Origin of the sequence: Paraburkholderia sp. SECH4 (genome assembly GCF_030511745.1) — a bacterium.
GTDB classification, from domain to species: Bacteria; Pseudomonadota; Gammaproteobacteria; order Burkholderiales; family Burkholderiaceae; genus Paraburkholderia; species Paraburkholderia madseniana.
Map to the genome: position 1 here is coordinate 148,544 of NZ_JALOCP010000010.1, position 26,996 is coordinate 175,539.

The 26,996-nt window shown below is 62.0% G+C and carries 20 protein-coding genes and 3 pseudogenes; 15 read left to right on the forward strand and 8 right to left on the reverse strand.

Annotation, left to right across the window (positions count from 1 at the left end; genetic code table 11):
- Positions 1–62: 62 nt before the first annotated feature.
- Complete coding sequence (locus tag M0D67_RS16385; RefSeq protein WP_154565326.1) at positions 63–1,481, reverse strand: ISKra4 family transposase; 1,419 nt, start codon at positions 1,479–1,481, stop codon at positions 63–65.
- 585 nt (positions 1,482–2,066) lie between these two features.
- Here M0D67_RS16385 and M0D67_RS16390 point away from each other — a divergent pair.
- Together M0D67_RS16390 and M0D67_RS16395 are read left to right on the forward strand one after the other, a co-directional pair.
- Positions 2,067–2,645, forward strand: a complete 579-nt coding sequence (locus M0D67_RS16390) for a glycine zipper 2TM domain-containing protein (protein ID WP_266239186.1) — start codon at positions 2,067–2,069, stop codon at positions 2,643–2,645.
- Between the two features lie 517 nt (positions 2,646–3,162).
- Positions 3,163–3,883: pseudogene (locus M0D67_RS16395) on the forward strand (IS6 family transposase).
- On the opposite strand, the gene M0D67_RS16400 reads toward M0D67_RS16395, so the two are convergent.
- Entirely contained in the window at positions 3,805–4,095 is a 291-nt protein-coding gene (locus tag M0D67_RS16400) for a hypothetical protein (RefSeq protein ID WP_233465458.1), read from the reverse strand. The pseudogene M0D67_RS16395 and the gene M0D67_RS16400 overlap by 79 nt on opposite strands.
- Positions 4,092–5,060, reverse strand: coding sequence for a LysR family transcriptional regulator (locus M0D67_RS16405; RefSeq protein ID WP_154567859.1), 969 nt, complete (start codon positions 5,058–5,060; stop codon positions 4,092–4,094). Before M0D67_RS16405 ends, M0D67_RS16400 begins: the two co-directional genes overlap by 4 nt.
- 345 nt (positions 5,061–5,405) lie before the next feature.
- Between M0D67_RS16405 and M0D67_RS16410 the strand changes: the two genes are divergently transcribed.
- From M0D67_RS16410 to M0D67_RS16450, 9 genes are all read left to right on the forward strand, one after another.
- Entirely contained in the window at positions 5,406–6,902 is a 1,497-nt protein-coding gene (locus M0D67_RS16410; RefSeq protein ID WP_154567857.1) for a UbiD family decarboxylase, read from the forward strand.
- Between the two features lie 13 nt (positions 6,903–6,915).
- Positions 6,916–7,581 (forward strand): UbiX family flavin prenyltransferase, encoded by a 666-nt coding sequence (locus tag M0D67_RS16415; protein WP_154567855.1) that lies wholly within the window; start codon positions 6,916–6,918, stop codon positions 7,579–7,581.
- The gene (locus tag M0D67_RS16420; protein ID WP_266239187.1) at positions 7,578–10,640 is read left to right on the forward strand and encodes a molybdopterin cofactor-binding domain-containing protein; all 3,063 of its coding nucleotides are present in this window, start codon (positions 7,578–7,580) and stop codon (positions 10,638–10,640) included. The genes M0D67_RS16415 and M0D67_RS16420 overlap by 4 nt, the downstream gene beginning before the upstream one ends.
- On the forward strand, positions 10,637–11,458 hold the full coding sequence (locus tag M0D67_RS16425; RefSeq protein ID WP_063496444.1) for a xanthine dehydrogenase family protein subunit M: 822 nt from the start codon (positions 10,637–10,639) through the stop codon (positions 11,456–11,458). Before M0D67_RS16420 ends, M0D67_RS16425 begins: the two co-directional genes overlap by 4 nt.
- Before the next feature lie 29 nt (positions 11,459–11,487).
- Positions 11,488–12,015 carry a (2Fe-2S)-binding protein gene (locus M0D67_RS16430; RefSeq protein ID WP_154567054.1) on the forward strand — a complete coding sequence of 176 codons (528 nt, stop codon included), beginning with the start codon at positions 11,488–11,490 and terminating at the stop codon, positions 12,013–12,015.
- Positions 12,008–13,582, forward strand: a complete 1,575-nt coding sequence (locus M0D67_RS16435) for an AMP-binding protein (RefSeq protein ID WP_154567044.1) — start codon at positions 12,008–12,010, stop codon at positions 13,580–13,582. Before M0D67_RS16430 ends, M0D67_RS16435 begins: the two co-directional genes overlap by 8 nt.
- A complete protein-coding gene (locus M0D67_RS16440) occupies positions 13,575–14,381 on the forward strand; it encodes an enoyl-CoA hydratase/isomerase family protein (RefSeq protein WP_154567045.1) in 807 nt (268 codons plus the stop codon). Before M0D67_RS16435 ends, M0D67_RS16440 begins: the two co-directional genes overlap by 8 nt.
- A 36-nt stretch (positions 14,382–14,417) precedes the next feature.
- Positions 14,418–16,160, forward strand: a complete 1,743-nt coding sequence (locus tag M0D67_RS16445) for a GMC family oxidoreductase (protein ID WP_266239188.1) — start codon at positions 14,418–14,420, stop codon at positions 16,158–16,160.
- 112 nt (positions 16,161–16,272) lie between these two features.
- A complete protein-coding gene (locus M0D67_RS16450; RefSeq protein ID WP_266239189.1) occupies positions 16,273–17,652 on the forward strand; it encodes an MFS transporter in 1,380 nt (459 codons plus the stop codon).
- 109 nt (positions 17,653–17,761) lie between these two features.
- Here the strand turns inward: M0D67_RS16450 and M0D67_RS16455 are convergent, their stop codons facing one another.
- The 4 genes from M0D67_RS16455 to M0D67_RS16470 form a co-directional block, all read right to left on the reverse strand.
- Complete coding sequence (locus tag M0D67_RS16455; protein WP_154567055.1) at positions 17,762–18,703, reverse strand: LysR family transcriptional regulator; 942 nt, start codon at positions 18,701–18,703, stop codon at positions 17,762–17,764.
- A gap of 379 nt (positions 18,704–19,082) precedes the next feature.
- Positions 19,083–19,802, reverse strand: a complete 720-nt coding sequence (locus tag M0D67_RS16460) for an IS6 family transposase (RefSeq protein ID WP_154567047.1) — start codon at positions 19,800–19,802, stop codon at positions 19,083–19,085.
- Positions 19,799–20,602 (reverse strand): hypothetical protein, encoded by an 804-nt coding sequence (locus M0D67_RS16465; RefSeq protein WP_154567048.1) that lies wholly within the window; start codon positions 20,600–20,602, stop codon positions 19,799–19,801. Before M0D67_RS16465 ends, M0D67_RS16460 begins: the two co-directional genes overlap by 4 nt.
- Positions 20,603–21,082: 480 nt before the next feature.
- Positions 21,083–22,522 (reverse strand): sialidase family protein, encoded by a 1,440-nt coding sequence (locus M0D67_RS16470; RefSeq protein WP_171929232.1) that lies wholly within the window; start codon positions 22,520–22,522, stop codon positions 21,083–21,085.
- Between the two features lie 689 nt (positions 22,523–23,211).
- Here M0D67_RS16470 and M0D67_RS16475 point away from each other — a divergent pair.
- A pseudogene (locus M0D67_RS16475) lies at positions 23,212–23,608 on the forward strand (DUF4382 domain-containing protein); the annotation flags it as partial.
- Positions 23,609–23,701: 93 nt separating this feature from the next.
- Here M0D67_RS16475 and M0D67_RS16480 read toward each other — a convergent pair.
- Positions 23,702–24,241, reverse strand: a pseudogene (locus tag M0D67_RS16480) (DUF2242 domain-containing protein); the annotation flags it as partial.
- Between the two features lie 1,289 nt (positions 24,242–25,530).
- Between M0D67_RS16480 and M0D67_RS16490 the strand changes: the two are divergent.
- From M0D67_RS16490 to M0D67_RS16500, 3 genes are all read left to right on the forward strand, one after another.
- Complete coding sequence (locus tag M0D67_RS16490) at positions 25,531–25,806, forward strand: CopG family ribbon-helix-helix protein (RefSeq protein WP_154567051.1); 276 nt, start codon at positions 25,531–25,533, stop codon at positions 25,804–25,806.
- Positions 25,803–26,126: a type II toxin-antitoxin system RelE/ParE family toxin gene (locus M0D67_RS16495; protein WP_154567052.1), complete on the forward strand. Its 324-nt coding sequence runs from the start codon at positions 25,803–25,805 to the stop codon at positions 26,124–26,126. Before M0D67_RS16490 ends, M0D67_RS16495 begins: the two co-directional genes overlap by 4 nt.
- Positions 26,127–26,706: 580 nt before the next feature.
- Complete coding sequence (locus M0D67_RS16500) at positions 26,707–26,856, forward strand: hypothetical protein (RefSeq protein WP_154567053.1); 150 nt, start codon at positions 26,707–26,709, stop codon at positions 26,854–26,856.
- Positions 26,857–26,996: the final 140 nt, after the last annotated feature.

Below are 26,996 nucleotides of genomic sequence, written 5' to 3' on the forward strand. Positions count from 1 at the left end.
TGGTGTTCACAATTGCCGCTAGCCGTGTCGATGGGAGTGAACAAAAAGTGGGGGAAAGGCGCTCATTGTCGAGCGACCTCCGGCGATCTGAAGTGAGGGAAGCGCTTGGCGAAACACGTCTCCAGCCTCCCGTCGAGCAGTTCTATTCGGGTTTGCAGTAGGTAGTGAGCGCCCTTCAACGACCAACGCATTTGTTGACGTTTCGTGAGCCGTCGGTTTATCAAATGATTCATGACCGATTCGGCCGATGCCGACGATACCCGACGGCCGTTCATACGTGCTTGTTGATAGTCGATAAGATCGCTCCGATTGTTCACAAGGAAAGTCAATAATCGAGCGGCTGCGCTACTCGCTGTGCCAGCGCCGAGACCATAGAACTGTGGCAAAGATCCGATCTCAAGATTCAGGGAGGCGATGAGGGTACGTAGGATCTCGATTGCCGCGTCGCCCCGGCCGCGCCACAGCTTGTCGCGCACGCGATTTATTAGTCGCTCGCATCGCCGCATCACCACCGGTCGCTGGTAGAGAGGAAATGTGTATGCGCAGAGCGCTGACCGCACAGCGTGAAGTTTCATGCCGATGTGAAACCAGTCAAGAATCCGCGGTGCGACGCAAGGCGCCACTGAAGTCACTAACGATCGCATACCCCGGGCACCATCTGTGACCACGTCGACCAAAGTAGAATGGACCCAGTCACACTGGTCGAGTGCAGCAGCGATAAGCACGCGTGTAAGGCTTGGACGCTGGAGAGCACGAGCGAATCGTCGAGCCGCTATCCCCTCACACTCAACACGGCCCGCGATAACTTCGATCCTGCGCACCTCTTCCAGCGGCACCGCCGTGACTACCGTGCCGTCAATTGCGAGACGCAGGTGCTTCGTTCCACCACGGTGTTGGGTTCCCGCGAACCACCCAACGTAGAACTGGTCGTTTTCAATTTGCTCACCGCAGTTGAGCGTCTCTTTGCGAACAGTGGCGTGAGACAGAGTTTGCAACCCGGTGAGATCGGCGATATTGCGTGCAGCAGACCGGTAGGAAACGGCAGCACCTCGCTTCGCACACAGGTATGCAAGCTCCGGCGTACGTCGTCCCGGTAGCAAACTTTCTATCGGGCACTCGGAGAATCGAAGATCCGCTGAGTCATCGTTCTCGTCGAGCGGTTCAGGGGTGCACAAGCACGATATCACCCGGGGCACTCGAACTTTGACACTGCCCAACGCGGTCGCAAACACCCGAGGGCGCCAGTCTTTTATACGGCGGTATCGCCCGCAATGTCTGCAGCGGCGGCGTCGAGCATCGTAGGCGCGGATCTGGTCCTGAGCCACCACTTGTTGAAGACTGGAAAGCAGGCTTCTTGCCTCAGACATCGACAATCCGAAGTCAGCCGGGGTCGCTCCTTCGAGCGGACGCTGAAACCTCGCCAACGGCACATTCTCGTCGGCACCGTCTCGCTGCAGGTAAATCGTCCAGTGCATATCCATCCGTCACCTCGCTGAACGGGTGTCGAAGGTAGCTTAGGGCAAACCGCCGCGCTCCCCCAGTTTTTGTCCACTCCCATCAATTGTGAACGCCAACAGCAGCGGTGGTCGTCGTGTCGCCGGGGTGGCATGGCGACCGTTACTGCGACGGACGCCGCTACTGGGATCGCGACGAATGGGAAGAGCGTCATCGCCATCACGGGCATGGGCCCGATCACTGTCCGCCGGGACATGCGAAAAAAGGCGAGTGCTGATCAGCGTTTCGAACTGCGGCCGCGAGGAAGGACGTAAGTGCGTTCGAACGGCTGTGTTCCGGCACCCCCGTTTGCTTAGTGCCCGGCACACATCAAGCGGTCGACTCAACGTGACGCCGCGACGCCGCTCACCCGTCGAGCGAAGCGTCCGGGAACGCGTCGCAGAGAAACTACACAAGTCAGCAAGGCGATGCGTTTGACTTGAGCGTTGGCGGCGGAACAACTTACACACTGTTACGCGGCGCAGTGAAAATATTCGGCAACGCTTCCTTATACTCCATGCCGAACTTCAACTTTGCCCGCTGACATGCGGCGTCAGGATGTCGAGAGCACCATGTACAACACTCAATTTGCCAAACCAATCTTTTACATCGCGCTGTGCGCAGCTTTACCCCTGAGTGGATGCGTGGTTCCTGGCGCAAACATGCCGTACGGTGCGAGTCCGGCGCAGCCTGCCTATGCGCAACCCGCATATGCCCAGCCGGCGTATGTGCAGCCAACCTATCCACAGCCAGTCGATAGCGCAAGCGCCTATGGCAACGCGCCTCCTGCAAGCTCCGGTTACGGACTTCAGTATGGGGTTGTTTCGGGAATTCAGCCTCTCGCCACATCCAATGCGGTGAGCCCGGGCAGTGTAATGGGCACGGTGGTCGGCGCGGTCGTCGGTGGTGTGGTCGGCAACCAGTTTGGCGGAGGGCATGGCCGCGACGTGGCGACCGTAGTGGGTGCGCTCGGCGGCGCGGTGGCCGGAAATCAGATTGGCCGGCAGTACAGCAATGCGGCCCCGAGCGCGTATCGAATCGTTGTTCAACTCAATGACGGATCGTCACGCTCCTTCGACGTGCCCTCACCCGGCGATCTCCGTCCGGGCGACCGCGTGCGGATTGACGGAAACCGGCTGGACCGTTACTGATCGACCTGCTTGCCGGTATGGCCGGTGCCTGTGCTTCACCGAGTTTTTTTCACTGGCTGGCCAGTAGATCCGACGCAGCATGCGCCGGCCTGTATTTCCGGACCCCGGAGCATTGTGAGTTGCCCGCGTCTGCATACCAGTTGACTGGCGTGCGCCCGTGCCCGGATCGCATGCTCATATAAATTGACCGAAATCAGATGGCCGCTAATCCGGCTTCGCTTCTGCGCGCCCGATCTCGCCACCTTGCATATGAGAATCGCCAGAACTTGTAGTTATCCCAATCATTGAATCGCCTCATGGCGTAGAGCGCAATAAATCTGTCACTGGCCGCACCACAGCGCGATGTGGCCAAGTGGAGTCGAGGTGACAGTTTTGCTTCCACTCCGAGCGCAATGAAAGTGTCACTTCGCCTCAGTCGAGAGCGCGCAAAAGTTGGGGAGGCTCGCAACGGTTCTGGTGCAAATAGGATCGGCGAATCGGTTAGAGTTGTTGGAGCAAAACGAACTGATAACCGGTGATGACCAAACTGAAGAGCCTGAAGGAGTTGTTCGATGGACGTCATTTTGATCGGGAGATCATCATTCTGTGTGTTCGGTGGTACCTGCGCTACAAGCTCAGCCTACGCGATCTGGTCGAGATGATGGCCGAACGGGGTTTGTCGCTCGCTCACACGACAATCCTGCGCTGGGTGAGGCGTTATACGCCCGAATTCGTCAAACGCTGGAACCGTTTTGCTACGCCTGCGGGTCGCTCGTGGCGTGTCGACGAGACCTATCTGAAGATTCGCGGCAGGTGGGTCTACCTGTACCGGGCGGTGGATCGGGCTGGCCAGACGGTGGACTTCATGCTCAGGGCGAGGCGCGACGTGGTTGCGGCCAAAGCCTTTTTCAGCAAGGCTATCAGGCATCAGGGCCAGTCGCCTGAGACCATCACGCTCGATGGCTACGCGGCCTCGCACCGCGCGGTGCGCGAGATGAAGGCCGATGGTTTGGTGCCTGAAGACACGAAGGTCCGGTCCTCAAAATATCTGAACAACGTGATCGAACAGGACCATCGCCACATCAGGTCCAGAACGTACGTAATGCTTGGATTCAAGCGGTTCAGGAGCGCCGCGACCACAATTTCAGGTATCGAATTGACGCATCGCATTCGCAAGTGGTCAGTTCGAGCTCGCGAAGCTCGGCCTCAAGGATGCCGCTGAGCCCGCCGTATGGAATGCGTTCCTGTTCTCTCGATAAGGAATCCTATCTATATGAAACTTCTCAACCCGCTTACCTATTTGCACCAGAACCGTTACAGTTTCCTGTGTATCGGGCTGCGGCAATGGCGGCGTCGGCTTCAGCGATGCCGTCGTGGTGAAGCGGCCGATCGCAAGGCCGGTCGCGGGATCGATGCTGTCGACGGCGGGCGTGCCGGTCCATTCGCCAGCGATCCAGTGAAATGCGTTCATGCAGAGGCTTCCTTCGAGGATGACAAGCCAGGGGGTAACCGGTGCGTGCCGCCATCGGTCGGCGCCGATTCGCTCGACACTTCACGTAATTCGTCGGCGATGATGGTGATCAGCGCTTCGGCAGCAGCGCTCAACGGTCGCCGCGGATGACTGATGCGCACGATATGGCGTACGATGCGCGGCGCGAGAATCGGATAGGCGCGCAACGCCCCTCGACGCACTGCGCGCTCAACCGCGATGCGCGGCAGGATCGTCGCAAAGCGGGTGCTTTCGACGAGCTTCACGATCGTGCTCAACACATCGATTTCGAAGCGCGGCGCAAGCAGCACGTCCTCATGCTGCGCGGCCGTATCGAGCACGCCGCGCAGGCCGTGGCGCTTGGTGGGCAGCACGAGTTCGAGTTCGGGTAGTTGCGCGAGCTCGATCGCATGCGGCAGTTCGGGGCCGTGTTCGGCGCTGGTGACGAGCACCATCTCTTCATCGAGGAGCGGCTGCGAGTCGAGCGACAGGCGCGAGCGCGGCTTGTTGATCAGCGCGGCGTCGAGCTGGCCGCCCGACACCCAGTCGATGAAGGTCGCGGTGTAGCCGTCGGCGACGGTGACTTCGACATGCGGATAGCGCGCGTGAAAGCGCGACAGCGAATCAGCGAGCACGCTTTCCGTCACCGATGCGATCAGCCCGATCGACACGTGGCCCGTTACGATCTCGTCGCGCTGAACCATTTGCTGACGCGCATGCGCGAGATCGCGGATGATCGGCAGAAAGAGGCGGTACATCAGCCGTCCGGCGGCGGTGGGCGCCATGCCGTGCCCGCCACGGTCGAACAGTTGTTGATGCAGTTCTTCCTCGAGCTTGGCGATCTGCATGCTGAGCGCCGGCTGCACGATGTTCAGGCGCTTGGCGGCGCGCGTCACGGAGCCGTCCTCGAACAGCGCGATGAAATACTGGATCTGCTTCAGGTCCATGAGAGGTCCATTTGACGTCCAGATGGGGCGCCACGGGGTGCATCACGAAAGTTAATATCCGCTGTGCGGTCCATCAGGTCACTCACGAAAGCCGGCGAAAACAGCACACCGCGTGGCTATCTGAATAGCTGAGAAAGACCCTTACCGGAAGCGTTGCCTATTGATAACCGAGCGCACGAAGGGCGTCATCGGGGCTAACACTGATATCAAAACTAATGATGAAAGACATCAAAAAACAATATTAGAAGTTATAACCCGTTCTCGCTACGCTTCATTCCAACTTGCTGCATGTCCGCCCGACAGACTCGTTCCGGCGCCTGACGGCAAGCACCGATGGAGACGTAAATGGACTCACGCGATGCCGCAGGCAGCGGCACACCTCAATCTTCATGGGCGCCGCAGAGCACCGCGCCGACGCTGCGCCACTGGCTTGAACGCCTGTCGGCAACGGGCCGCGTCGCGACGATCGATCAGCCGGTTTCACTCCAACACGAACTCGCGGCAGTCGCCAAACGGCTCGACGGAGAACAAGCCGCCATTTTTCTCAAGCCCGGCGGCCACGCCATTCCGGTAGTGAGCGGCTTCATGTCGAAGCGCGCGTGGATCGCCGAAGCGATGGGCGTGCCCGAGGCCGCGCTGCTCGAACGCTTTCGCGATGCGGCCGGGCATCCTGTTGCCTGGCACGAACTGCCACGCGACGAGGCCGCGTGCCAGCAGGTCGTCCGCACGCAGGGCATCGATCTGCACGCATTGCTGCCGATCCCGACACACAGCGAGCACGACAACGGTCCCTACATCACGGCCGGCCTCGTGATTGCGCGTAATCCGCGGACCGGCATCCAGAACGTGTCGATCAACCGCATTCAGGTGCACGCCCCGGACCGCATGGCGATCCTGATGTTGCCGCGTCATCTGCTGGCGTTCTATCAGGCAGCGGAAGCGGCGGGCGACGCGCTCGACGTGGCGATCGCGATCGGCGTCGATCCGTTGACGATGCTGGCGTCGCAGGCCATTTCCCCGATCGACAAGGACGAACTGGAGATCGCCGGTGCCTTGCACGGCGCGCCGCTGCCAGTTGTCAAATGCGTGACGAACGACGTGCGTGTACCCGCATTTTCGGAAATAGTGATCGAGGGCCGCATTCTGCCCAAGGTGCGCGAGCCCGAAGGTCCGTTCGGCGAATTCCCGAAGTACTACAGCGCGCGCGAAGCGCGTGAGGTGATCGACGTGACGGCGGTCACACACCGCGAACAGCCCATCTATCACACGATTGTTCCGGCTGAAATGGAGCATCTGCTGCTCGGCGCCATTCCGCGCGAAGCAACATTGCTGGCGCATCTGCAGCGCAGCCATCCGGGCGTGAAGGACGTGGAGTTGTCGGTGGGCGGCGTGTGCCGGTATCACCTGTGGGTCCAGTTCGACAAGAAGCGCGAAGGCGAAGCGAAAAACGTGATTTTGTGCGCGTTCGGCACGCATTACGACATCAAGCAGGTGGTCGTCGTCGATACCGATGTGGACGTGCACGATCCCGCCGAAATCGAATGGGCGATCGCCACGCGCTTCCAGGCGGATCGGGATCTTGTGATTGTGGCCGGCGCACAGGGCTCGCCACTCGATCCGTCGACGACCGTCGGCCAGCCCGACGATGCGGCGCCGCACATGCAGGGTGTCAGCGCCAAGATGGGTCTCGACGCGACGCGCCCGGTCGTCTATCCGGCACATGTATTCACACGCGTACAGATTCCGGGGCAGGACAGCGTCGATCTCGACCGGCTCGTCGCCACGAGCAACGCGGCGTTCGATGCCTACCTGCACAGCGGCCAGCTGCGCGACGCGGTCTGAGCGAGGCACGGCCATGCAGTCAACGCAAACGCGTGAACGGATCGTCGTCGGCATTTCGGGTGCGAGTGGGGCAGTCATCGGCGTGCGACTGCTGGCGGCCTTGCGCCGGCTCGGCACGATCGAGACGCATCTGATCGTGTCGCCGTCGGGCGCCATTACCGCTGCGCAGGAGCTCGGTCTCACGCGTACGGACCTCGATGGTCTTGCCGACGTAGTGCACAACGTGCGCGACATCGGCGCGACGGTGGCGAGCGGCTCGTTTCTCACCGCGGGCATGGTGATCGCGCCGTGCTCGATGAAAACGCTGGCGAGCGTCGCCAACGGTTTCGCCGACAACCTGCTGACGCGCGCCGCGGACGTGATGCTCAAGGAGCGTCGTCGCCTCGTGCTCGTCGCGCGCGAAACGCCGCTCAATCTCGCCCACTTGCGCAACATGACGCTCGCCACCGAAATGGGCGCGATCGTGATGCCGCCGGTGCCCGCGTTCTATGCGCACCCTCAAACCGTCGACGACATCGTCGATCACACGGTCGGCCGGATCATGGATCTGTTCGGCATCGAGCATCGCGAGATTGCGCGCCGCTGGAGCGGTCTTGCCAGTGAGTTCAACCGACGCGACAACGACGAGGGCGACGACGCCGATGCAACCGGCACGCGCGCACAGGGAGCAGTGAAATGAATCAGCGCGATACAGTTGCCGAACTGGTAGCGGATGCACGCGCCGCTGGCGAGCCCGAAACGTCGGCTGAACGCCAGCGCCAGCGCCATGTGGGCCGCTCGATGGAACGCGTCGAAGATCCGGCGATCCTGACCGGCCGCGGACGTTACGGCGACGACATCGCCGTGAAACCCGGCACGCTGCACGCCGCGGTGTTGCGCTCGCCGCACGCCCATGCGGAACTGCGCAGCATCGACACGGACGCTGCGCTGAAACTGGCCGGCGTGCGTGCCGTGCTCACACGTGATGATCTGCCGGGCTGGTCGCGGCCGTTCGTGGTCGGCGTGAAGTCGCCGATGGAGCAGTGGGCGCTCGCGATGGACCGCGTGCGCTATGTCGGCGAACCGGTTGCCGTGGTGCTGGCCGAATCGCGTGCGCTCGCTGAAGACGCGCTCGATCTGATCAAGGTCGAGTACCAGACGCTGCCGCCGGTGACGTCGATCGAAAACGCGATCGCCGACGATGCACCAGTTCTGCATCCGAAGGTCGGCACGAACGTGATCAGCGATCGTCACTATCGCTATGGCGAGCCCGAAGCAGCATTCGAACGCGCGCCGCATCGCGTGACAATCGACGCGCACTATCCGCGCAACACGTGTGCGCCGATCGAATGCGGCGTGGTGATCGCCGAGTATCTGTCCGGCGATGAGGGTTATGACGTCACGTCGAATTTCATGGGGCCCTTCTCGCTGCATGCGGTGATGTCGATGGCGCTGAACGTGCCGGCAAATCGTCTGCGGCACAAGGCGCCGCGCGATTCGGGCGGCAGCTTCGGCGTGAAGCAGGCGGTGTTTCCGTATGTGGTGTTGATGTGCCTTGCGTCGCGCAAGGCCGGTGCACCGGTGAAATGGGTCGAGGATCGCCTCGAGCATCTGAGCGCGGCCACGTCGGCCACCGCGCGCCTGACGACGCTCGAAGCCGCCGTTGAGGGCGACGGCCGCATTACCGCGCTCTCATACGACCAGATCGAGGACTGCGGCGGCTATCTGCGTGCGCCGGAGCCAGCAACGTTCTACCGGATGCATGGCTGCCTGACGGGCGCCTACGCGATTCCGAATCTCGTCGTGCGCAACCGCGTGGCGCTCACGAATAAAACGCCGACGGGCCTCGTCCGCGGTTTCGGTGGACCGCAGGTGTATTTCGCGCTTGAACGTCTGATGCAACGCATCGCGATCAAACTGAAGCTCGATGTGCTCGACGTGTATCGCCGCAACTTCGTCGCCGCCGATGCGTTCCCGTATCGCGCCGCAGCGGGTGCGCTGCTCGATTCTGGCGACTATCAGGAAGCGCTGCGCCGCTCGCTCGCTGAAGGCGGCTACGACGAACTCGTCGCGCGTCGCGATGCGGCGCGCCGCGAAGGACGTGTGTATGGCATCGGCTTTGCGGCGATCGTTGAGCCGTCTGTGTCGAACATGGGCTACATCACGACCGTGATGCCCGCCGAGGCGCGCAAAAAAGCCGGCCCGAAGAGCGGCGCCGTCGCGAGCGCGACAGTCAGCGTCGATCTGCTCGGCGGCGTGGTCGTGACGATTGCATCGACGCCGGCGGGGCAGGGGCATATGACTGTCTGCGCGCAGGTTGTCGCCGATGTGCTTGGTTTGAATCCGCGCGACATCGTCGTCAACGTCGAGTTCGACACGCACAAGGACGCATGGTCAGTGGCGGCAGGTAACTATTCGAGTCGTTTTGCCGGTGCGGTGGCCGGCACGGTGCATCTGGCAGCGATGCGTGTGCGCGACAAGGTGGCCCGCATCGTCGCGAAGCAATCGGGTTGTGCGCCCGAGGACATCTGTTTCGAAGACGGCCGCATCTTTGCGAAGGGCAAGGAAGACCGCGCGCTGCCGTTTGGCCGCGTCGCGAGCAATGCGCCGCACTGGGCGCCCGCGCTGTTGCCTGAAGGCGAAGAGCCGGGCCTGCGCGAGACGGTGTTCTGGACGCCGCCGCACATGGACGCGCCCGACGAGCAGGATCGCATCAACACATCGGCGGCCTACGGTTTCGCGTTCGACATGTGCGCCGTCGAAGTGGACCGCGCAACCGGCCGGGTGCGCATCGACCGCTATGTGACCGCCCACGACGCTGGCACGCTGCTCAATCCGGCACTCGCCGACGGCCAGATTCGTGGCGCGTTCGCGCAGGGCCTGGGCGCGGCACTGATGGAAGAGTTCCGCTACGGCGCAGACGGCAGTTTCCAGTCGGGCACGCTCGCCGACTACCTGATGCCAACCACCTGCGAAGTGCCTGATCCGATGATCGTGCATCTGGAAACGCCGTCGCCGTTCACGCCGCTCGGTGCGAAAGGGCTGGGCGAAGGCAACAACATGAGCACGCCGCCGTGCATCGCAAATGCAGTGGCCGATGCACTCGGCGTCGAGGATATCCGCTTGCCGCTCACGCCTGCGAAGGTGATGCACCTGATCGGCATCGACGATCCGCCGCCTTCGCGTCCCGAGTTACTTCAAGCGGCTGCGGCCGCCGCGTCGAACAAGGCGCTTGCAGGCGGCAAGGCGCTGACGGCGCGGGGCACTGTCGATCTCGACGCCGCACCTGAAGCGATCTTTGCGGTGCTGATGGACCCACAGGCGCTCGCGAAGGTCATTCCAGGCTGCCACGCGCTCGAAGCGACCGGACCGAACCAGTATCGCGCCGATGTGACGGTCGGCGTCGGCATGATCAAGGCGCGCTTCGAAGCGCGGATCGGGTTGTCGGATATCGACGCGCCGCATCGTCTGCGCCTCGCTGGTGCCGGCAGCTCGCCGCTTGGCACCGCGCGTGGCGAAGGACTCGTAGAACTGACGCCCACGGAGCGCGGCACGCGGCTGTCGTACGACTATGAAGCGCAGGTGTCGGGCAAGGTTGCGGCAGTCGGCGGGCGGATGCTCGAAGGCGCGGCGAAAGTCGTGCTGCGGCAACTGTTCGAATCGCTGGGCCGGCAAGCATCAGGCAAGCCCGTCGATCAAGGCCGCGCGCAAGGCTCGTGGCTCTCGCGCTTCCTCGCATTCTTCAGGAGTAGAACATGAAACCGGCGCCGTTCGATTATCTGCGCGCGACGAGTACGGAACATGCGCTCGAAGCGCTCGCGCATGGCGGCGAAGACGCACGCGTGCTGGCCGGCGGCCAGTCGCTGATGGCGGTGCTGAACATGCGCCTCGCGCAACCGCGCTGGCTCGTCGATATTTCCCGCACCGACGAGTTGAATACGGTGCGGGTCGACAACGAGGCGGGGCAGCTCGTTATTGGTGCGGCGGCGACGCAGGGCAGCGTCGAGTGGCGCCCATCTCTGCGCGACGAAGTGCCGTTGCTCGCTCTCGCGTTCCCGCACATTTCCCACTTTCAGATCCGCAATCGCGGCACCGTATGCGGGTCGATCGCTCACGCGGATCCGAGCGCCGAGTTGCCTCTCGCATTGGCAGCCCTGGGCGGCGGTGTGCTGCTGCGCTCGACAAAGCGCAAGCGCGTGCTCGCCGCCGAGGACTTTTTTCAGGGGATGTTGATGACGGCGCGCGAGCCGGACGAACTTGTCGAGGCTGTGCGTTTTCCGCTGAAAAAGCCGGGCGAGCGCTACGGCTTTGCGGAATTCTCCGCCCGTCATGGCGATTTCGCCCTCGTGTCGTGCGCGGCGGTGGTGACGGATAACCTGATCCAGCTCGCAGTGGGTGGCGTCGCCGACCGGCCGGTGGTGGAGCGCTGGCCGCGTCTGCAGGGCGACGACTTGCGTACTGCATTGAACGATTTGAGCTGGAAGCTGGGCGCGCAGGACGACGCGCATGTCAGTGCGACGTATCGCCGGCATCTGGTCCGGCAACTGGGATGGCGCGTGATAGAGGAGGCGAAGTGAGCAAGACCCCGAAGACCCCTGTTAATACGATGCCGCAGGGCATACAACCGCGCGGCGAACGGCGGCGAATCACCTTGACGCTCAACGGCCGCGAACGGAGCGGCTATTGCGAGCCGCGCGATCTGCTGTCCGATCTTCTGCGGCACGAACTGGGCGCAACCGGCACGCACGTCGGATGCGAACACGGCGTGTGCGGCGCCTGCACGGTTCATATCGACGGTGTGGCGGGACGTTCGTGCCTGATGCTCGCGTTGCAGGCGGACGGCCGCCGCATCGATACGGTAGAAGGCCTCGCGCCCGACCAGACGCTCGGCGACCTTCAGCAGGCGTTCCAGCGTCATCACGCGCTGCAGTGCGGCTTTTGCACCGCCGGCATTCTGATGTCGTGCGCCGACTATCTGAAGCGCGTACCGGATCCAAACGAGGCGCAGGTGCGCGACATGCTGTCGGGCCATCTGTGCCGCTGTACAGGCTATACGCCGATCGTCGCCGCCGTGCTCGATGTGGCGGCGCGCCGGCGCCAGGCGCAGGAAGAGAAGGAGACGAGCGATGCTTGATCTCGGCCGAACCTTTCTGCAAAGCGTGGAGCGCAGCCCGAACGCGCTGGCGCTCGTCGATGGTGAACTGACGCTCACGTATGCGCAGTGGCACCGGATCATCCTGAACGTTGCGGACGGTCTGCACGAACTCGGCCTCGCACACGGCGACCGTCTGCTCGTCGTGCTGCAAAATCGCTGGGAAATGGCGACGCTGCACTGGGCGTGCCAGTTCGCCGGCGTGGCGATCGTGCCGCTGAACTGGCGGGCGAAACCCGATGAGCTCGATTACTGCGTGACCGATGCGGGCGTCAAAGCCATCGTGTACGAGCCGGTTTGCGCCGAAGCCGTCACGCAAAGCGCCGCCGCGAAGGCCGTTGCGCGCATTGCGCTGGACGATGCGGCGGGCGCGTCGATTTCGTTCGATGCACTGCTGGGCGAGCGTCGGCGCGAAGGCGCAGCTGTTGCTGCGGCCACCGCGGAAGACTACTCGCTGATCCTCTACACGTCCGGCACCACGGGCAAGGCGAAGGGCGTGCCGCGCCGGCATCGCCACGAACGCGCCGCCGCGCTCGCGCACGTCGCACAGAACCTCTATCGCCACGGCGAACGCACGCTCGGCGTGATGCCGCTCTATCACACGATGGGCGTGCGCTCGCTGCTGGCGATGGCACTCGTCGACGGGCTGTTCGTCTGCGTTCGCCGCTGGAATGCGACCCTTGCGCTCGATTCCATCTGCACGTACCGGCTGACGTGTCTGTACCTGGTGCCCACGCTCTATCACGATCTGCTGGCCGCACCGGAGTTCGCGCGCACCGACAAAAGTTCGGTGACGAAACTCGGCTTTGCCGGCGCGCCGATGAACGACGGTCTGCTGAAGCGTCTTTCGGCTGCTTTCAAGCCGGAACTGTTCGTCAATCACTACGGCTCGTCCGAGGTCTACACGTTCAGTATCGATCAGGACGCGACGCTGAAACCCGGCAGCGCGGGCCGCGCCGGCGTCAATACGCGGCTGCGCGTCGTGAAGCTCGACGCGACGTCGCCCGACGAACTCGCGCAAACCGGCGAAGAAGGCCAGATCATTGCGGACCTGCTCGGCGACGAGTCGTTCGAAGGCTACTGGAACCGGCCTGACGCGAACGCGAAGTCGTTGCGCGACGGCTGGTATTTCACCGGCGACACCGGCTACTTCGATAACGACGGCGATCTCTTCGTATCGGGCCGCGTCGACGACATGATTATCAGCGGCGGCGAGAACATCTCGCCAGTCGATATCGAATCGGTGTTGTCGCTGCATCCGGCGGTGGACGAAGTGGCCGTCGCTGGCGTGAAAGACGAGCGCTGGGGGCAGCGTGTTGTCGCCTTCATCAAGCGCAGCGAATACGTCGAAGCCCAGGCGCTCGATGACTTTTGCCGGACCTCCGATCTCGTCAACTTCAAGCGCCCGCGCGAATACGTGTTTGTCGACGACATTCCGAAATCGCCGGTCGGCAAGATCCTGCGCCGCAAGCTTTCCGCGGGCGAGTACGAACCGGAGCACGGCGCCGCACAACCTGACAGAACCACAAAAGGAGTAACACATGACTGACCTGACTCATCGCGGCCAGACGCTGCTGCAGGAACTCGACGGCTTCTCGATCGAAATCGACGCCGCGCGCGAACGCGCCGACATCATGCTGCACCGCCCGCCGTTCAACGTGATCTCGATGCATGCACGCGACCAGCTGCGCGCCGCATTCGAAGCACTCGACGAGGACGACCGCGTCCGCGTGATCGTGCTGCGTGCGAAAGGCGAGCACTTCTCGAGCGGCGGCGACATCAAGGGCTTTCTCGAAGCGTCGCCGGAACACGTGTCGAAGTTGGCGTGGAATGTCGCCGCGCCCGCACGGTGCTCGAAGCCGGTGATCGCGGCCAATCGCGGCTTCTGCTTCGGCGTCGGTTTCGAACTGTCGCTCGCCTGTGATTTCCGCATCGCGACCGACACCAGCTTCTACGCACTGCCGGAACAGAAGCTCGGCCAGATTCCGGGTTCGGGCGGCTCGGCGCGTCTGCAGAAGATGGTCGGCGTCGGCCGCACGAAGGACATCGTGATGCGCTCGCGCCGCATTCCGGGCAAGCAGGCGTATGACTGGGGCATCGCGGTCGACTGCGTGCCCGATGCGGAGCTCGAAGCCGCGACCGATGCACTCGTCGACGAGTTGCGCGCCTTCTCGCCGCTCGCGCAGCGTACTGCGAAGAAGCTGCTGAACGACACCGAAGACGCGCCGCTTTCGATCGCGATCGAACTGGAAGGACATTGCTATAGCCGGCTGCGCAGTTCGGACGATTTCCGTGAAGGCGTCGAAGCGTTTCATGGCAAACGCAAGCCCGTGTTTCGCGGTAGCTGATAGCAGCGCATAGATCGAGCAATTCAGGAGACAGGCATGGAGCGGGTAAGCGCGCGTTTCGATTATGTGATCGTCGGCGGTGGGTCGGCAGGATCCGTGCTCGCGCATCGGCTGTCGGCCGTGCCGTCGGTGAGCGTCGCATTGATCGAGGCGGGTGCGGATACGCCGCCGGGCGCGGTGCCGGAGGCGATCCTCGACAGCTACCCGATGCCTGTTTTCTGCGGGGAGACCTGGATCTGGCCTGAGCTCAAGGCGAAGGCCACGCGGAAGTCGGCGGCTAAAGTCTATGAGCAGGGCCGCGTGATGGGTGGCGGTTCGAGCATCAACGTGCAGTCGGCCAATCGCGGCCTGCCGCGGGACGACGACGACTGGGCCGCGAGCGGTGCGGCAGGCTGGGCGTGGGATGACGTGCTGCCGTATTTTCGCAAGCTCGAGAGCGACGTCGACTTTCCATATGGTCCGCTGCACGGTGCGGATGGACCGGTGCCGATCCGCCGCATCATGCCGCAGCAGTGGCCGCCGTTTTGCAACGCGTTCGCCCACGGATTGCGCAGCAACGGCTTCGCGGCGTTGCAGGACCAGAACGCGCAGTTCGACGACGGCTATTTTCCGGGCGCGTTTTCGAATCGCGACGACCGGCGCGTATCGACCGCGGTCGCCTATCTCGATGCAGAAACACGCAAGCGGCCGAACCTGCATATCTTTTCGAACCTGCGCGTCGAGCGCATCGTGATGGAAAGGGTGGCCGCACGCGGCGTGCTTGCCGTTTCGCCGCACGGCGAGCGACTGCGCTTCAAGGCGCGGGAGACGATCGTGTGCGCCGGCGCGTTGCAGTCGCCGGCACTGCTGATGCGCGCGGGCGTGGGCGACGCGAGCGAACTGCGCGCACTCGGCATCGAGTGTGTGCTCGATCTGCCGGGCGTCGGGCGGAATCTGCAGGACCATCCGTCGCTGACGTTCTGTCATTTTCTCGAGCCGCGCTTTCGCATGCCGCTCGCGCGGCGCCGCGCCAGCATGACGGCAGCGCGATTCACGTCGGGCGTCGCGGATTGCGAGGCGTCCGATCTGTACCTGTCGAGCGCGACGCGCGCCGCGTGGCATGCACTCGGTAGCCGGCTTGGCCTGTTTTTCCTGTGGTGCAACCGTCCGTATTCGCGCGGCCGCGTGCAACTCGTTTCGAGCGATCCGGTCGCCGCACCGCAGGTCGATCTAAATCTGCTCGACGACGAACGCGATGTCGCGCGGCTCGCCGCGGGCGTGCGCATGTTGGCGCGTGTGGTCGCGGCCTCGGGCCTGAGCGAGGATCAGCGCGACTTTTTCCCCGCCGCTTTTTCGCCGCGCGTGAAGGCGTTGAGCCGCGTGAGTAAAGCCAATGCGGTGATCACGTCGCTGCTGGGGCTGCTGCTCGATACACCCGCACCGATGCGTCGGGCGTTGATCGAACGCTTCTTCACGCGCGGCGTGCAGATGTCGTCGGTACTCACAAACGAGCGCGCATTGAACGACTTCATTCGCGCGAACGTGTTCGGCGTCTGGCATGCGAGCGGTACTTGCCGGATGGGCGACGCGCGCGAGCGCAGCGCCGTGACGGATACCGAAGGGCGAGTGCATGGCGCGCATGGGCTACGGGTGGTCGATGCTTCGCTGATGCCGCGTCTGCCGTCAGCCAACACGAACATTCCGACCATCATGATCGCCGAGAAGATCGCCGACGCGATGCTCGGCAAGACGCAGTTTGCGGCGCAAGACCAGCGCGGTCTGGCTCGCCTGACGTCATAACGATTTTCGTCAACGTAACAAGAGCGCGCCGTGCCTTTCACGAGGCCGAAGCGCGTCGCACATCGGGTGAGTTCACATCTGGGCCAGCCCGGTATTAACTTAGGAGATGATGATGTCCGTTGCAGCGCAAAGTGGCGCCGCCGTGCCCGCAATCAACAGGCGGCAGGTGATGGGCGCAGTGGTAGCCTCGTGTCTGGGATGGGCGCTCGATCTGTTCGATCTGTTCGTCCTGTTGTTCGTCGCACCGGTGGTCGGCCGGTTGTTCTTCCCCTCCGAACACGCGATGCTGTCGCTCGCCGCGGTGTATGCGTCGTTCGCCGTCACGCTGCTGATGCGGCCGCTCGGATCCGCGTTGTTCGGCTCGTATGCGGACCGGCGCGGCCGCAAGGGCGCGATGATTCTCGCGGTGGTCGGTGTCGGTCTGTCGACGGCGGCGTTCGGTTTGCTGCCGACCGTTGCACAGGTGGGCGTGATCGCGCCGGTGCTCTTTCTGCTGCTGCGTCTCGTGCAGGGCGTATTCGTCGGCGGCGTGGTGGCGTCGACGCACACGATCGGCACGGAATCCGTTGCGCTGAAGTATCGCGGCGCGGTGTCGGGGCTGATTGGCGGCGGAGGGGCAGGCCTTGGTGCGCTGCTCGCTTCGCTGACGTATCTCGCGATGTCGTCGCTGTTTCCCGGCGACCTGTTCGACGTGTGGGGCTGGCGCTGCATGTTCTTCACCGGGATCATCAGCTCGGTGCTCGGACTCTTCGTCTTCAACAGTCTCGAAGAATCGCCGCTGTGGAAAAAGCTTGCCGCGGAAAAGGCCGCGCGTGCCGCCGCCGACAAGACGCGTAACGCGCCGGTCGAGGTGGTTCGTTCGCCGATCCGCACGCTGTTCTCGCGCGACTATCGTTCGATCCTGTTCGTCAACCTGCTGCTGACGATCGGCGGCGGCAGCGGCTATTACCTGACGTCGGGTTATCTGCCGACCTTCCTCAAGGTCGTCAATCACGCACCGAATGGGACGGCTGCTGCGATCCTTATGTTGTGCAGCGTGGCCGTGGTAATCGCATCGGTCGCGGCCGGTCACCTGAGCACGTTCATCGGCCGCAAACGGACCTTCATCCTGCTCGGCGCAATCCGTCTGTTTGCATTGCCCGCACTGTTCCTGCTGTTGCCGACGGCGCAGACCATCACGATGGTCGGTGTCTACGCGGTCATCCTGAGTGCGCTCGGCAGCGCAGGTTATGCGCCGATTCTGATCTTCCTGAACGAGCGGTTTCCGACGGCGATCCGCGCGACCGGCACGGGTCTGTCGTGGAATATTGGCTTTGCGATCGGCGGGATGATGCCCACGCTCGTCTCGCTGGTCGCGAAGACGCCACTCGATCTGCCGATGACGCTTGCCGTGTTCGTCGGCGCGATCAGCGTGATATTTCTCATCGGCGCGTTCGTCGTGCCGGAGACGCTCGGCAAGCTCGACAACACGCCGGTGCGCGACCCGTACTGATCGCGCGACCGCGCGCGATAGGCCGACTTGCGTCGCGCCGTTCGCTATCCGCAGCGATGCGCGTAGCGACGCGCGCCAGCCGGCGGAAGGACAGCACCAGCGAAGCGGCTCACGCCTGGTTGCCGTTGGCCGGATCGGGGTCCGCGATCTCGATCCCCGTTGTGACGCGGCGGATCTGGTCGGCGATGATGTCGATGAGCTCGGTCGTGGCAGGACCGATCGGCCGCTTCGGATGGCTCACGCAAACGATGTGACGCACGATGCGCGGCGCCGAGATCGGGGTCGCGCGCAGCAGGCTGTCGTCGACCTTCCGCTGCACGACCACGCGCGGCATGATCGTCGCGATGCTGCTTTGTTCGACAAATTGCACGATCGTGGTCAGCAGGTCGATCTCGAACTGCGGCTTGATCACGATGTCGGCATTCAGCAGCGCGGCGTCGAGCACGCCGCGCAGGCCGTTGCGGCGCGTCGGCAGCACGAGCTCGAGCTCCATCAGCGCGGATGCCGTAATGGTGTCGGGCAGCGCAGGGCCGTGTTCCGCGCTCGTGACGAGCACCATCTCTTCGACTACCAGTGGAGACGTATCGAGCGACAGGCGCCCGCGGGGCCGGTTGATGATGGCCGCGTCGAGCCGGCCCGCTTCCACCGCGTCGATCAGTTGCGCGCTGAAACCATCGGCCACCGACACCTCGACATGTGGGTAGAGCGCGTTGAATAGCGCGAGCGATTCCGGCAGGACGCTCTGCGCTTCCGACGCCACCATCCCGAGCGAGATACGCCCGGCCACGATCACATCGTGCCGGCAGAGCTGCTCGCGCGCGTGGTCGATGTCGCGCATGATCGGCATGTAGAGGCGGTACATCTGCCGTGCGGCGTCGGTGGGGGTCATGCCATGCGGGCCGCGCTCAAAGAGCTGGCTGTTCAGTTCCGTTTCAAGCTTGGAGATCTGCATGCTGAGCGCGGGCTGCACGATATTGAGCCGCTTCGCGGCCCGCGTTACGGAGCCATCTTCGAACAGCGCGATGAAATACTGAATCTGCTTTAGATCCATGAGCCGGGAGGCGAAGGAGCGATGGCCAGACATCAAGTGTAACGACATCGACGTGTGGAGGTCAACGGCGAACCTGATTTCATCTCGAAGGAAGCACACTGGTTCCTCGAGATGCCTGAGCTTGATGGCGCGACGCGGCATGGGCGCTATGCTTGAGAATTTCGTTTATAACTGGTTGCGGGTTTTCTGAGGGGGCTAGATTTGTCTGCCGTATCAGGACTGGATTTTGTAATCTGCGCGGCCAGTCCTGTTTACTGCAGACTTGTCCATCTGCATGCCATAACTTCCCATCCCAGTAGCGCAATACGGAATGCGACCCGACCGGCTCTGGTGCAAATTACCGGCGCGAGCGAAAGATAGACGACTAATCGCCGTTACATCATCGATCTGAGAGGACTGCCATCCAAACTGCAGGCGCAGTGGTATCTTTGAGGCGCAGCTGTGTGAGGTTAAACTGACCCTTTCGAATGCGATGCATCAATTCGATGCCTGAGATAGTAACGGCGGCGTTCCTGAAGCGTTTGAAGCCGAGCATCGCATTGACCCTGGACTTGATGTTGCGATGATCCTGCTCGATTAAGTTGTTCAAATACTTCGACGATCGCAACGTCGTGTCCTCGGGAAGCAACTCGTCAGTCTTCATTTCGCGCACCGCGCGGTGAGACGCCGCGTAGCCGTCCTGCGTGATGGTCTTCGGGGCGAGCCCTTGACTGTTGATCGCCTTCACGAAGAAAGCCTTAGCCGCAGCGACATCGCGCCTGGCGCTGAGCCGGAAGTCGACCGTCTTTCCTGCGCGGTCAACTGCACGGTAAAGATAGGCCCATTTGCCACGAACCTTCACATACGTCTCGTCGACTCGCCATGAACGGCCAGCGGATCTCGCAAATCGATTCCAGCGCTTGACGAACTCCGGCGCGAAGCGTTTTACCCAGCGCATGATCGTAGTGTGCGCCAGCGACAGGCCGCGCTCGGCCATTATTTCAACGAGGTTTCGAAGGCTAAGCTTGTAACGCAGATACCAACGCACACACAGGACAATGACTTCGCGGTCAAAGTGGCGGCCGTTGAACAGCCTGTCGATGTCTATCAGCTTACTCATTGCCTGCTCGCGCTCGTCAACACCCGAGCGTAACCTATCGGCTCCTCCGATTTGCACCGGAACGCAAGAACTGTCTTCATGTCGGTCGGCGAGGCGAGGAAACCCATGAACTGGTCAAAGCGCATCTGTGTGAACGGCAGGTCCCGCAGCCGGTCGTTGATCGTCTGGCGATGCGCCGGTTGAGCAAGGACAGTGTAGAGCTGCGCGAGGTCCAGTTCTTTGAGCGCGACCGGCTGACCGTCGCCCGGATCGACGAGTTCGATCGACTGCTCCAGCAACACCTCGCGATAGGCGCCGAGGTGGTTGGCGATCGAGACCCCCATCAGCACGGGCGTCAGACTTGACTCGACCGCCCCGCCGATCGAGCTGGTTCCTCCTCCGCCCTTCGCAAGCTGTTCCAGCCCGGTCCACCAGTTGACGAGCTTGTTCTCGAAGTTGGTCGTATCCGCGCCCGTCCGATACAGGCGGAAGGCGGCCAGTCCCCTGTCACGCCCCTCCTGCGAAAACCGCTCGCCGGTCACAAGGCGGCTGACATTGCCGGCGAACCGGTGCAGCTCCTCGCCGCTGACGGCCGCGCGCGGATTGGGCACCACCTTCGGAATCGGCAGCACACGCCAGTACCCGCCGGTGGAGCGGCACGCGGCAAAGTCATCCGCGACGCTGATGTTCGCGTGGTCGTACTCGAAGCGAACGAGATCGAGCACCCGGTTGATCTGCTCATGCAGCAGCTGGCCGGCCGCCCGCATGTCCACGGCCTCGATCTCGCCTGTGGCGTAGAGCCTTCTTGGGCGTTCATTCATGTTGCGCAGCCCGGCTACCTTGCCGGGGAGCTGCCGGACAAAGCGGATGTCACCGATGTGGTCGGGAAAGGCGGCGACGTCGGTGATGCCGTCGACTGCAAAATAGGCTCGCTACGCGTAGACCGGATTAAATCTGCCACCGTTGCGACAGTAAAAGTGCCCACTCGCGACGACGCGAGGTTCCCATGGCGGTCGCGCCTTGGGAACAGGTGTTTGGTCAACGCGAAGGAAATTTGTCACTGGCCGGATGAGTGCTGGCGCACGGATTGCCGGTCCGTGCACCAGCAGCCGGCCTTCTGCGGATTTTGTTCCACCGTTTCACACGGACGTTCGAACATCGGTTCCGTCCAGACAACGGACCTTTGTGCGCAGATGATGTCTGTCGCGTCGTCGTCCAAACCAGCCGCTCGCGTTCAACCGACTACGACCGCCCAGCAGCATCTGGGCGGTCTGTGCCTGCCTCGGCCAGACTACCCGACGTTACGGCGCAACAAAGAAAACATCCGTGCGATTAGAGGTGTTGCCCGGGTTCGTCTGCACAAAGAACGACAGGAACGCATTTCCCCGCGTGTCCAAACCTGAATAGTCCCCCAGGAAGAATCCCTCCGCTACCGGCGCCGTTTTCAGATCGAACGGACCGGACAGTCGCAACTCGCTGCCGAAGCTCCCCCCGCCGTTGGTCGACGTCGTTTGCCAGTAGTTTGTCGGCAGCGTCGACTTGTTATCCGCCGCCAGGTCGCGGAAATCGTAGTACGTGACAGCGACCGTACCTGCGGAATTCACGCGAACCGACGGATTGAACGCTGGCCGCCCTGAGGGTGTGTTCACCCGGATGGGCGCGGTCCACGATGCACCGCCATTCGTGGACGTCGAGAAGGCGATCTCGTCATACTGGCCGCCGTTGAAACGCGAGTCCTGCCAGACAACGTAGAGTTGCCCCGTCGCTGGATCGATCGCCGGTTCGGGGATGATGTCGCCGGTGCGCACCGCTTCGCCGGTGTTGGGATCCGTGACCGGGACGGTCTCCAGCCCGGCGATGATCTGCGGTTTCGTCCACGTTGCGCCATCGTCGGTCGACTTGGTGAACGCAACCTTGCCGGCCGATTTTTTGAACGGTGGACTGATCAGGTCGAAAAAGTCATACAGTGTCCCGTCCTGCGAATTGACCACGATCTGGTTGCCGATCGTCTGCTGGCGTGACGGCACGCTCACGATGACCGATGGTGAACTCCATGTGAGACCGCCGTCGACGGTCTTCGAGAACATCGACGGCCCTCGGAACGCGGCAGTGTGCAGGTTGGCGTATGGGTTGCCGTTCGGCAGTTCGAGCCGGTCCCAAACTGCATAGGCGACCCCTGCCTTGATGGGATTGGCCGTCACTGACTCCTTGTCGTTGAAGAACTGCAGCGTGGGCTCGTTGTCGGCGATGAGGACGCTCAGGTTCCCCCAGCTTTGGCCGCCATCCCGTGAAACGGCCGCGGCGACTGCATTGTTGTTGTTGGACTGGTTAAACGAGATCGATACGGAGTAGGCGGTCCCGTCCGGCCCAATGGATACCCAAGGGTCAGAGGCGCGCTCGTACCCGAGTCCACCTGCGCACACGCTGAAAGGCAGATTCGTCTGTTTCCATGTCTGACCACCATCAAACGAGAAGCCGGCAACCAACCCATGCGCACCGCCGTTCGACCAGCGATCCTGTTGCCACGCCCCGATGAGGTTCGACGGATTGGCAGGATTCACAGCCATCCAGGGTTCGACCTCCGCGTTCACGTAGACGGTGCCGGGTCCGCCAACGGTACAGCTTGCAAACGGGCTGGGACCCGAGACCAGCGTGGGGGCGCCCCAGCTCGTCGTGCTGGCCGCCAGCATCGCGGCAAAGGGAATTCCGATCAGAAATGCACCAGGCTTGTTGCGTCGCATGGAAGACTCCTCATCTATATGCGACCCGTAACAGGACGAGCGGCAGCGGCACGGCAGCAGCTGATAGCTCGATTGGCATTGCACCCTTTGCCGGAAATTTCCACGTTGGCATTGCCGGAAAGTCTTTTCCGCCGTTGTCGTTCGCCGGTACCCACTGCCGCTTCCATGTCACAGGCCGCCAGCGCTGGGGACCGCCAGCGCGTCGGCTACGATTCCGTCTACGAACAGTCAACCTTCCCTGGTGCCCGGCATTTCGCCAATCTCGGCGCGCTGTCCAGCGCTAATGACGATCACCTGGAGGAATGGAAAGGAATTTAGGTCGTACGAAAGGCAGCGGCATGAAATTTTTTGTAACATTCGGCGTGCGACGATGAGCGTCGCACGCCCGCAACCGTATGCACGCTACGAAAATTGACGTGCGTCGCGACTGCGCGGAACACGTCGCCAGAATCCGGCGAAGTAAGCGGATGAAACATGTTGAAACGACCTCGACAAAGCATTCGAAGCCAATCAATGAGGTCGTCTGACGGCGCAGTCTAGTTGCCGAACAGCATGCGATGTTGGCCAATCGCAACCTGCGGCCACCGGATGCCGCGCAAGAAGTTACGCTTCGTTGCAAATCGTCTAAAGTTTTCCGTCCCCCTTTTTGTATTCTTCGACCACCAAAAACAAGGGGGCGTTGTTTCACCATGAGGACGATTCTGAAGACATTGACCGGTTTGCTGGCTGTGCCAGTGATGCTGTCCGGATGTGGCGGCGGTGGTGGAGACGGAGCAGGCCCGGCGACAGGTACGCCTTCACGTCGCAATGACCGATGCGCCGTCCTGTGGCTTCGACCACGTCTACGTGACGGTCGACAAAGTGCGCGTCAACGCCAGCTCGACAGCCGGCGATACTGACAGCGGCTGGACCGACATTGCGCTGCCGGCACCGCAGAAGGTCGATCTGCTGTCGCTGACCAACGGCGTTCTGACCGATCTCGGCCGCGCGCCGCTGGCGGCAGGCCAGTACCAGCAATTGAGGCTGGCGCTTGCGCAGAATCAGGGCAATACCCTCGCGAACTCAGTGGTCGTCAGCGGCACCACGACCGCCTGTCTGGGCTGCTCCGATTGGCGGCACGGCGTCGTTTATCGATGGCAGCGCCTCCTTTGGCGCTGCAGCGGTGGCAACAGCGGCAGGCTGGGCGGAGTCGGCCTTCAGGTAGTGATCGACTAGCGCGAAGAAACGCTGATAGAAAACGCCGGCAGGAATCGTCTCGCTCGCAACCTTCACCATCGAGTCATCGCTCGAGCCGATCGGCAGCGACAGCGATCCGAATACGCTCAGTCCGACGCTAGCCGACGTGTTGCTCTTCTTCAGCGCATAGCGATCCTGCACCGCGTTCACGTACGCCGTACTGCTGGTGCTTTTCGGGTCGTCGGTTGTGCAGACCACGTGGATTTCAATCACTGCGTGCGAATCGCTGGTGGGCTGGAAATTTTTCGATCCATCGACCGAATCGGGCCTCGTCGAACTGGCGATATATCCCTGGCTGAGCAACGCACGGCGGGCGGCTTCACAAGCGGGTTCCGCCTTCGCGTCGAACCTGTGCATATAGGGGCTATCGCCTGCGTCGAACTGTTCTTGCTGGTAAAGCGGCTTCGGCGTCGAGCACGCAGACAGTGCGCTCGCTAGCGCAAGCACGAAAGCCGCGGAGGAAAAGCGGAACTGAGTATGCATGGCTGAATACGATGGATCGGCTTGAGCGGAGCAGCGGGTCTGATGCCAGAAGGTCAGGACGCCCAATGCTCTTTCGCAGCATGAGAGGGACACATCATGCGGCCGATCCGAAAATGAATGGGCCTCGCCATTATAATTTTATTTCCCTACAACAACCTTCGACGTTGTCGTGAGCGCAGGTCCGTCACGTGTACGGCGGATGTGGCAAGCCGATACGAGGAGACGCATGATGCGGATCATACGATCGAGAAAAGGGCGCCGTACCTTTCTGTGTGAGACCTGGACTGAAGCGGATGCGCGACCGAAGGCCACGCGTGTCCTTCGGCGTCCATCGTGCGCCAGGCAGGTGGGATGCGCCCGACAATTAGGTGGGCGCAGGGGTCAATCACGCGCCCGTCAATGCGCAAAGCGCGACTTGAGCGGACTAATCTCAGTTTTTTTTAGTAGTGCATACTGGATAGGTTCGCTGCTTGCCCCAAACTGGACAGCAAGCCATTGACAACGGCGGGTTAATACCATGACCGACATGATTTCGCGGATCGTCCTGGTCCAGACTGGGGCAGCAGCTCTGTTCCCTGACGCTGATACAAGCCAGCGGGAACCACCGCTAACGCATAGCGCCGAGTTTCGAAACCATCGACGCTGAACGCGCGGGGAGAATGCTTCGGATCGCAGCAAGAGACTCTTCGGCCACCGGACTGGGAGTTTGGTGTGGAACGGAAAACACCGGGGTCTTGACACCCAGGTGTTTGCAAACGGCAGAGAGATAAGGTTTGCCGGATCCGGCAAACCGTTCGACTGTAACTGCAATCGCGGAATCACCGACGTGCCGACGCAGCCATTCGAGCGTTCGGCGGTCGCTTTCGGTGTAGACCCTGACCAGATGCTCCATCATCCCGCCAGTGCTGTACAAAAATACAGTACTGTATTTTTGTACAGCTCGCGGGCCAGGAGCAAGGCTTTTCGCTGATAGGACCAGGCCGTCGAGTACGACTTGTCAGCATGAAAAATAGGGCGGGATGTTGAACTCGTTGCATCAGAAGTTAAGAGGGCGGAATTGACCGCGCGTGGGCCAGTCGGCTGAGCATTTTCCGGTCCAGGTTGACACACGCCGGCGGATGGTCCACGTGCCCACAGGACGATTTCTGCCGAAGGGAGGTGGGAGTGAGGCATCTCCGATACGCTGTGTGACAGCGTTTGCGGGGAAGGCGCAGGCCTTCAGGCGATTCGCCACAGTCAATTTATTGTTTTACAATAGAAACTATTGGAAACTCATAATTGAGGCATCAATGACCGCAACAGCGACAACCCGGACCCTGACTGCGCAGGTACCCGTGGCGTTGGCCGAGGAGGTTGACGCCCTGGCCGAGCAGATCGAACGCCCGAAGCAATGGATCATTAAGAAAGCCTTGATCGCGTATTTGGCGCGTGAAAAGGAAAGGCGACGTCTGATCCAGGAGGGCCTGGACGACGTTGACGCAGGCCGTGTGGTTTCGATGGAGCAAGCCGAAGGGTGGGCGGATAGCATCGGGACGCAAAACGAACGGCCGGTGACGCGTGCATGACCGTGCCTGTTGAACTGACCAGCAAGGCCATGTCCGACCTCGGTCAAATCGCTGATCACGTCAAGCTTTACAACGACGTCACAGTGGCGCGAAAGGTAGTAAAGGCACTGTTGGCCGAAGCGAAGAAGCTGGGTGAGGACCACCACCATCGGCTCGGGGAAGAACTGGACGGGTACGACGGCCCGCCGCCCCGCGAGGTTCACAGGTGGGTGTGCCTGGGCGGACGATACGAAATCCATCTCGAAATCAAACCCGCATACGCCGATCCCCCCACCACAATCTTCGTGCTCCGGGTATGGGACACGAGGCAGGACCGCTGACCAACGGGCACGACAAAGCGGGGCATTTGCCCGCTTGCGCGGTGCGTGACCGGGGCAAGTTACCTTGCACCCGCTCATGCGGGCGTAGCCACACTTCGCACATATTAGTGAGGACCCGGGCCCGAGACGATGCCACTGAATGGCATGGGGCCTGTAAGATCGGCGCTGGTGAGCATGCCGACACTTGCGGCGTGGCGTTCATCAGGCCCCCCAAAGAAAACGCCCGCGCTATTCACGCAGGCGTTTCCGTGGCCCCGCTACCGCGCCCCAATGAACGATTTCTCGTCCGTTTCTGCTTCAGGGGCCGGCTTCCGCGCGGCTCCCTTTTAGTATAGGACGCGCAGCAGGATATCCAAGTGGGCGAAACTGGCCTCCAAGAACCGCTGCGTTCCGCAGTTGGACCGTCGTTGGTTCGCATAATTTTGTTCCCGCGCGTGGCCTGTCGAATTGCGGCTGACAGAAACATCGCGAACAAGTTTGCTTCAGGAGGTTTTGCAGAAAGTTGTTCGTCAGACCAACATTTGAGGCGATTTTGCGGCTTTTCCGGAAGGCCCTAAATGCAACGCCGAGTTGAATACTGATGAAAGCACCTGCTGAGGTTGCTGGCGCAATGCGGGAGAAGGTAGGCCTTTGGCATCACGCGGTGCTTGGTTCAGGTCTGGATGCCAGGAACAAAATTCTGCAAAAAACGGGAACAGTTTTATGGAAAACAGCGGTCGAAATAGCTTGACGCCATCTCCAGCATTCGACTTTACATAACATAATTTGTCGTTCGAGCGACGTCTGGGCTAGGTTCAAATGTCCGGTGCCAGCCGCGATAACATCGGTTGAACGAAGCCGCTGACGCGGTAGCGGTTGGTCGGCCGCAGC